We start from the raw sequence: 7689 nt of genomic DNA on the forward strand, positions 1-7689 counted from the left end.
CGTCACTCAGTTAGAACCACTAAATTCATTTCTCGCGCCTAGATTGGCGCTTTTTTAGTCACAACAGAGGCAACCAAATTAGTGTGAACAGGCCCTAATTCAACAACTGGCAGATCAAGTAGAGTGGTTGGGGGTATTTGACCACACAACAATAGGCGATGTGGCACGTTAACAACGAGGCGAACATGCAGAAAATGGCACTCGGGGGAGCAGAGGCTAGGTGGCATAGTGTCTCTATAGATGTAGCGCTTGAGAATCTTCAAACCTCTGTCACCGGTTTGACTCAGGCCGACGCCGAAGTGCGTCTTTTAAATCATGGCCCCAATCGTCTGCCACAGGCTACCCGCCGCAACCCCTTCATACGCTTTCTGCTGCACTTTCACAATATCCTGATTTACGTGCTAATAGGCTCCGCCCTGATTACGGCCCTTCTAGGTCACTGGGTGGATACCGGCGTTATTCTGGCAGTGGTCATCGCCAATGCCATCATCGGTTTTATCCAGGAGGGCAAGGCGGAACAAGCCATGGATGCTATTCGCCATATGCTGGCTCCCCAAGCCCATGTCATTCGCGGTGGTGATCGTGTCACGGTTGACGGTGAGCAACTGGTGCCAGGCGATATCGTATTGTTAGAGGCAGGGGATAAGGTGCCGGCCGATCTCCGCTTGCTCACCGCACATGGCCTCTCGATACAGGAGGCTATTTTAACCGGGGAATCCGTGCCAGTGGATAAACACACTCAGTCGGTGGCTGAAGAATCACCACTGGGTGACCGTTCCTGCATGGCTTTTTCCGGCACCCTGGTCACCAGTGGCCAGGGTAAGGGGGTGGTGGTGGCCACCGGATCAGGGACAGAGATCGGTCGGATCAGTGGGCTTTTGTCGCGAGTGGAAACGCTGACAACGCCGTTGGTGGCGCAGATGGGTGTGTTTGCCAAGTGGTTGACCCTGTTGATTCTCGTTATCGCCGCCGTATTGCTTGCCTTCGGGTATTTTGCCGCACATTACGACTTTACTGAGATGTTTATGGCTGTGGTGGGTTTGTCAGTGGCAGCCATTCCCGAGGGGCTGCCCGCCGTGTTGACCATAACCCTGGCGATCGGTGTGCAGGCCATGGCGCGGCGCAATGCCATTGTGAGACGTTTGCCGGCCATAGAAACCCTGGGCTCGGTGTCGGTGATTTGCACCGACAAAACTGGCACGTTGACCCGCAACGAAATGATGGTTGCCTCGGTGCTCACTCATCGGCACCTCTTTACGCTGGAAGGCAGTGGCTATGAACCCAAAGGGGTGTTAAAGCTGGATGACGCCCATGTGTCTCCCGCTGAACATGGTGTATTAGAAGAACTCGCCCGGGCCGCGGTACTCTGCAACGATGCCGCACTGCGTGAACATGATGGCGTCTGGGTCGTGGAAGGCGATCCGATGGAGGGGGCACTACTGAGCTTTAGTGGAAAAATGGACGTTAACACCCGCCAGGAGCAGGCGACCTGGACGCGCACCGATGCTATTCCTTTCGACGCCAGACACCGCTTCATGGCAACGCTGAATCACGATCATGAGCGTCATGCCCGCATATTTGTCAAAGGTGCACCAGAGCGCATGCTGGCCATGTGCGCGAATCAGCGCAGTGCCGATGACGCCACCGAACCGCTGGATACGACGTATTGGAATGAACAGGTAGAGTCCATTGCCGCACGCGGCCAGCGGGTGCTGGCGTTCGCCGCCAAATCGGTACCGCCAACCCATACAGTGCTGGAACATGGGGATGTGGAGGGCTCTTTGACTCTGCTCGGCATGGTGGGAATGATTGACCCGCCCCGGGCTGAAACAATTGCCGCAGTGGCTGAATGCCATGATGCAGGTATCCGGGTAAAGATGATAACCGGTGACCACACCAAAACCGCGCTTGCCATCGGCAAGCAGATAGGGCTGCAAAATACGGACACAGTGCTCACCGGCACAGACCTCGATGGGCTGGATGATGCAGCTCTGCGTCTAGCGGTACTGGATTGCGACATCTTTGCCCGTACCAGCCCGGAGCATAAATTGCGACTGGTGATGGCGCTGCAATCCCACGACATGACCGTGGCCATGACGGGTGACGGCGTCAACGATGCACCCGCACTGAAACGGGCTGATGCCGGAATAGCCATGGGAAAAAAAGGGAGTGAAGCGGCCAAGGAGGCATCGGAACTGGTGTTGGCGGACGATAATTTTGCCTCCATTGTCGCAGCCATCCGGGAAGGGCGAACCGTTTATGACAATCTGAAAAAAGTGATTACCTGGACCTTGCCCACCAACGCTGGCGAAGCAATGACGATTATCGTTGCGCTGCTCCTGGGCATGGCCTTGCCGGTGACGCCCATTCAGATTCTTTGGATCAATCTCATTACTGCCGTCACACTCGGTATTGCACTGGCGTTTGAACCCACTGAAGAACATACCATGCGCCGACCGCCACGGCCGCGGAATGCCCCGCTGTTGAGTGGCGGGCTGGTTTGGCAGATTCTGCTCACATCCACATTGTTCCTTGTCGGGGTATTCGGCATTCACGGCTATGCGATGCAGCAGGGGTATCCGGTGGAACTGGCACGCACCATGGTAGTGAATACCCTGGTGGTGATGGAAATCTTCTATTTGTTTTTTGTCCGCAACATCTACGGCACCTCATTAACCTGGCGGGCGGTGCGAGGTACCAGGGTGGTATGGATGACGGTCATCACCGTTACCCTGGCGCAGTTTGCCATGACCTATCTGCCTCTGTTGCAAACACTTTTTGATACCCGGTCGGTATCCCTGTTTGATGGTGTGCTGATTGTTCTTGTGGGTATCGTGCTGCTTACTATTTTAGAAATTGAAAAACAGCTAAGGCTGAGATTACAGCCGGTAACCCTGAATGGCAGTAAAACATGAGACAAATGCTTGCACATAGCGCCTTGTGGATTTTCGGTTTGCTGCCGACCATCATTGCTTTATCCCTGATGCCTTCCGACAGTTTTGGCGATGCAGCGGCGGCATTGAATACGCTCGGGCGATTGGCGGGTATTGCCGGGTTGGGGTTGTTCCTGGTAGCGGCTATCGCCAGCTTTCGTATTGTTGGATTTGACAGCTGGTTTGGCGGGCTTACCAAATTGTGGAAAACCCATCACCTGCTGGGTGCGGTTGCCTTCCTGCTGCTGTTGGCTCACCCGCTGTTATTGGCACTGGCCAATGCCAGGATTTCCCTCGGCAGCGCCGTGGCTGTGCTGTTACCGCAACAGGACGGCACTGCTATCTGGGTGGGTTGGGGCAGTCTGTTGCTGATGATGGTCTTTCTGGCGCCAAGCTTTGCTTTTTTCGGACGCCCTGGTTACCAGCGCTGGAAAAAACTGCATCGCCTTTCCGGGCTGGCAGCACTACTGGCGGTTATCCATACCCTAATGCTGGAGCGAACACTGCCCTATCCCTGGGGAGAGATTATCTGGTTAGTCCTGATCATCGCCGCCGGGATCAGCCTGGTTTACAGCCTGGTACTTAAAAGGCGCAGCGGTGAGTATCGCTACACGGTGGAGAACATTGGCCATCCTGCCAATAACGTAGTGGAGCTTGGCCTGCGTGCCGAGGGTAAACCGCTCAGCTATCAGCCGGGCCAGTTTGTCTACCTGACCCATTATGAAAAAGGGCTCGCCGGATGTGGTGAGGAACATCCTTATACGCTGTCATCGGCACCGGATGATCCTTTGACACGGATTACCATCAAGGCGCTCGGTGATGCCAGTTTCGCTATCCAACAGATACCCGTTGGTAGTCGGGTAAGCTTGAATGGACCCTATGGCGCCCTTTTCCCGGAGCAACACCAGGGCAAGGAATTATGGATTGCCGGTGGCATCGGCATTACCCCTTTCCTGGGGCGCGCAAGGCATCTCGCCAGTCGTCAGACGCAGATGGATATTGAAATGATTTACTGTGTGCAGGACGAAGCCAGGGCATTGTTTGCTGCCGAGCTGGGCCGTATCGCGGAGACGGTAAACGGCTTTTCGCTGACACTGCACTACTTTTATCGGCATGGGCCGCTGGATGCGGATTTCCTGCGCTACCATTGCCCTGATCTCCTTGACCGCAAAGCCTATATTTGCGGTCCGCTACCCCTGATCAATCTGGCTACCCGGTTAGCGACTGCCACTGGTGTCCCCCGTAAAAACCTGCATACCGAGGAGTTTGTCCTGTTATGAAAAAGCTCGTCTTTTCCGCCTTTATCGCCTTCTGGGCCAGTATTGCAACGCTTATTACTCTACAGGTATTAGCGACTGACCAGAGCGAAAAACCAACCGAGACAGGTCGCATCAGCCTGGATGACCTTGCTGCCCATAGCGCTGAAAAGGATTGCTGGATAGCGGTGGAAGGCAAAGTTTACGATATTACCACCTACGTACCCAGCCACCCGGTGCCTCCGGCGGTACTGCTGGCCTGGTGCGGTAAAGAGGCAACTAAAGGTATGCGCACCAAGGGTTACGGGCGCGACCACAGCCCGGCAGCCTGGGGTACGCTGGATGCCTATCTCGTTGGCGAACTGGTGGAGTAGGGATATGCCCTCGAGGACAAACTGGCCAGCGGAGAGCATAAAAATGCTTTCCTGGAACAGGTTGCAACGCAGCGCGCAATTTCTCACAGTCGTGTTTTTACTGGTCGGTTCAGCTGGCCTGGTGGCCAGTGACAATAGCTGCCACGCCTGTCACCGCAGTGAACTTCAGGGCGGTATCACACATCGGGCCCATGGACTGGGGGCTGATCCGCAGGGCAAACAGACCACTATCGGCTGCACTGCCTGCCATGGCCCTAGCGATCAGCATGCTGTAAACCCCCGTCTCAAGCCGGATCGAACGTTTGCTATCAAGGAAGAGGATAGTGTTGAAAACGATCAGGCCTGTCTGGGTTGCCATAAAGGAGGGACCGCCGATCACTGGCTGTTCAGCGAACATCAACAGGCTGGGGTGGGTTGTCACGGCTGTCACAGTATCCATAAGGAAACCGATCCGGTGCAGCATCGCACCGAGCAATTCCAGGTTTGTACCGGTTGTCACCAGAGAGAGGCGGCTGACCAGATGAAATTCTCCCATCATCCCATGGGGGAGGGGCATGTGCAGTGCACGGATTGCCATGCGCCCCATGGCGGAGCCATGGGTAACCTGGTTGCCGCATCGGTCAACGATACCTGCTACCTGTGCCATGCGGAAAAACGCGGGCCTTTTCTGTTCGAGCACGAGCCGGTTCAGGATGATTGCACCCACTGCCACCTGCCCCACGGTTCGGTCAATGACAGTTTGCTGAAAACCCGGCAGCCGTTGCTATGCCAGCAGTGCCACATTGCCTCGCGCCATCCGGGCACCCTGTACGACTCCGGTCGGTTGGCCGACCGGGATATCAATATCATCGGCCAGTCCTGTACCAACTGTCACAGCCAGGTGCACGGTGGCAATCAACCGGAGAGTTCCACTTTCAGGCGTTAGAGAGGCCACTATGTTGTTGCGTTTAGCTACATTATTGACAACCGCTCTTCCGTTTTTGTTTGCCCCTGTTGCAATAGCTGAGGAGCAATCCGGCAGTAGCCTGGATATTGGTGGTCATGTGGAACTGGGCGCGGGCGTAGTGCATACCGGTGATGGCCACTTCGGCCAGTACGCCAATCACTACCAGACCGATGGGCTGTTTGGGTTGGGCTCGCTGGAGCTTTACTGGCGCAATGCGGATGACCCCTTTCTTTATGGCGAGCTGACCCTGCTATCGGGGGTGGACCAATTGGCGTTGGGTGTGAGTCATGGGCGACAGGGGGATTACCAAGTCGGATTGAACTACCGCGAATTCGAAGCCCTGACTCACGACAACATCAGTACGGTTTTTGCCAAACGGGGAACGGAGCATCAGCTCCCCCCGGACTTTACGGATCTTTCCAGTGCCGGACGCTTTGATACCCAAACCGGCGTTAAGCGGAAGCGGGCGGAACTTGGCCTGCTTCGTCAACTGGCCGGTTGGGAGTTCAGTGCCACCGCCAACAGTGAACGCAAGACTGGCAGTAAGCTAACCGGCGCCAGCGAACGGTTTGGGGATGCAACACTTTTGCTTGCGCCGGTGGACTACACCCACAACAGCTTGGATTTGAAAGCGGGTTTCACCGGGGATGGATGGGCATTGAATGGCAATTCCTATCTATCCTGGTTTTATAACGATGATCGTGCCCTCAGCTTCGAGAATCCCGTCAATCCGAGCGCCCCAGTGCGTACGCTGGATACCGCGCCGGATAACGACTTTCTGCTGTTCAGCCTGGATGGTTATTACCAGACTTCGCCCCTCAGTCAGTTGTCCTGGTATCTCGTCCGTGGCGAAGCACAGCAGAATGACGACTGGGTGCAACCAACATTCCCGGGGTCATTGATGCCGGATTCCCTCGATGCCCGGCGGGTGGATACCCGTTTCCGGCTGGGCTTTGCCGCCAGGCCCACCCGCGCCTTCAGCTACCGAATACAGGCGGAATACCACGACCGGGATAATCGCACCGATGTTATTGAGTTCGCACCCGCAACCTACTCACATCTGTACGATCGCACCCGCAGGTCATTGGAATTGAGCGGAAGCTACCGACTACCGGGCAGCTTGCGGCTAAAGGGCGGGGCGGAGTTCACCCGCTTAGAGCGCACCACGAAAAGTCTGGATAAATTCACTGACGACAGCGATGAACAGCGCAGCTGGCTGCAACTGCAAATGCCGGTGATCAGCCGCCTGAGCTGGTCGGTTTACCTGGAAACGACGGAGAGGGATGTGAACCTCTCCGCCGAGCGCCTCAATGTCTTGTCTATTGAAATGCCGAGCCAGGCGCTGCCGGAATACCTGATACCGGGTCGCAACTGGCAGTATGGCGTCAAAGCTGAGATTCCCGTCACCGACACATTATATTTACTGGGCAGCCTGGAGCGGCAGCAGGACGACTTTGATAACCGCTTCTTCGGCCTGCAAAGCCGCGAACTTGACGAGGTAACGCTCACGCTTGCCTGGCAACCCCGCCAGACATTTTCACTCAATGTGTTTGCGGTCTACCAAGCCGTGGAGTCTTCCCAGGAGGGGCTGGAATTCCACCCGTCGGGTGCAACGACTCATGCCAATGCCCGCTGGTGGCAGACATTCGATGACGAGTTTTACAGCATAGGTTTTAATCTGCGGTGGCAGCTTTCTCCCGCCTTGGCCGGTACCCTTGCCTATAGCTTAAGTGATAATGACAGCCGCTACACCAGCACATGGCTGGAGAATACCGATACCGGTGAAGCAGCGGGAACCCGCGATCAACTGCCGGGGTGGGGCGCTACCGTGCAGCGGCTGGAAGCAGGTGCCGACTGGCAATACGACTCTCGCACGTTATTAAAGGTCCGTTATCTTTATGAGCATTTCGACAGTGCCGATTTTGCCTGGCAGGATGACTTCAATGAGCTGGGCCTGGGCTGGCGCTCCCCTGCCTACGATGCCCACGGGCTGGTGCTATCGGCAATCTATTATTTTGAGTCTGTCGGGCGGTAGAACGCCGAGGTACCCACGACTTGTAGACACTCTGTATAGTTAGATTGACCTATATGGAGGTGCTTACCATGGCACGTAAAAAAACACAGGCTTATACCGAGGAATTCCGTCGTGAGGCGGTAAAGCGAGCCGAAAAAGAAGGCAA

General features: G+C 55.7%; 5 protein-coding genes. All 5 read left to right on the forward strand.

The window, feature by feature from the left end; all coding sequences use genetic code 11:
* The first annotated feature begins 194 nt into the window (after window positions 1–194).
* Genes ABY948_RS10065 through ABY948_RS10085 form a run of 5 tightly spaced genes read left to right on the forward strand, consistent with a single transcriptional unit; the run spans window position 195 to window position 7544 of the window.
* Entirely contained in the window at window positions 195–2915 is a 2721-nt protein-coding gene (locus tag ABY948_RS10065; RefSeq protein ID WP_461482409.1) for a cation-transporting P-type ATPase, read from the forward strand.
* The gene (locus tag ABY948_RS10070; RefSeq protein ID WP_461482405.1) at window positions 2912–4213 is read left to right on the forward strand and encodes a ferredoxin reductase family protein; all 1302 of its coding nucleotides are present in this window, start codon (window positions 2912–2914) and stop codon (window positions 4211–4213) included. Before ABY948_RS10065 ends, ABY948_RS10070 begins: the two co-directional genes overlap by 4 nt.
* Entirely contained in the window at window positions 4210–4563 is a 354-nt protein-coding gene (locus ABY948_RS10075; RefSeq protein ID WP_461482406.1) for a cytochrome b5 domain-containing protein, read from the forward strand. Before ABY948_RS10070 ends, ABY948_RS10075 begins: the two co-directional genes overlap by 4 nt.
* 43 nt (window positions 4564–4606) lie before the next feature.
* Window positions 4607–5488: a DmsE family decaheme c-type cytochrome gene (locus ABY948_RS10080; protein WP_461482407.1), complete on the forward strand. Its 882-nt coding sequence runs from the start codon at window positions 4607–4609 to the stop codon at window positions 5486–5488.
* A 34-nt stretch (window positions 5489–5522) separates the two neighbouring features.
* On the forward strand, window positions 5523–7544 hold the full coding sequence (locus ABY948_RS10085) for an MtrB/PioB family outer membrane beta-barrel protein (RefSeq protein ID WP_461482408.1): 2022 nt from the start codon (window positions 5523–5525) through the stop codon (window positions 7542–7544).
* Window positions 7545–7689 lie beyond the last annotated feature (145 nt).

The sequence above is a fragment of the Porticoccus sp. genome (assembly GCF_041592135.1).
GTDB lineage: Bacteria > Pseudomonadota > Gammaproteobacteria > Pseudomonadales > Porticoccaceae > Porticoccus.

What these genes read in the sequence shown, in the direction of transcription:
- ABY948_RS10070 (WP_461482405.1), top strand. Translation starts at nt 2,912, where the DNA reads ATGAGACAAATGCTTGCACATAGCGCCTTGTGGATTTTCGGTTTGCTG.
- ABY948_RS10080 (WP_461482407.1), top strand. Translation starts at nt 4,607, where the DNA reads ATGCTTTCCTGGAACAGGTTGCAACGCAGCGCGCAATTTCTCACAGTC.
- ABY948_RS10075 (WP_461482406.1), top strand. Translation starts at nt 4,210, where the DNA reads ATGAAAAAGCTCGTCTTTTCCGCCTTTATCGCCTTCTGGGCCAGTATT.
- ABY948_RS10065 (WP_461482409.1), top strand. Translation starts at nt 195, where the DNA reads ATGGCACTCGGGGGAGCAGAGGCTAGGTGGCATAGTGTCTCTATAGAT.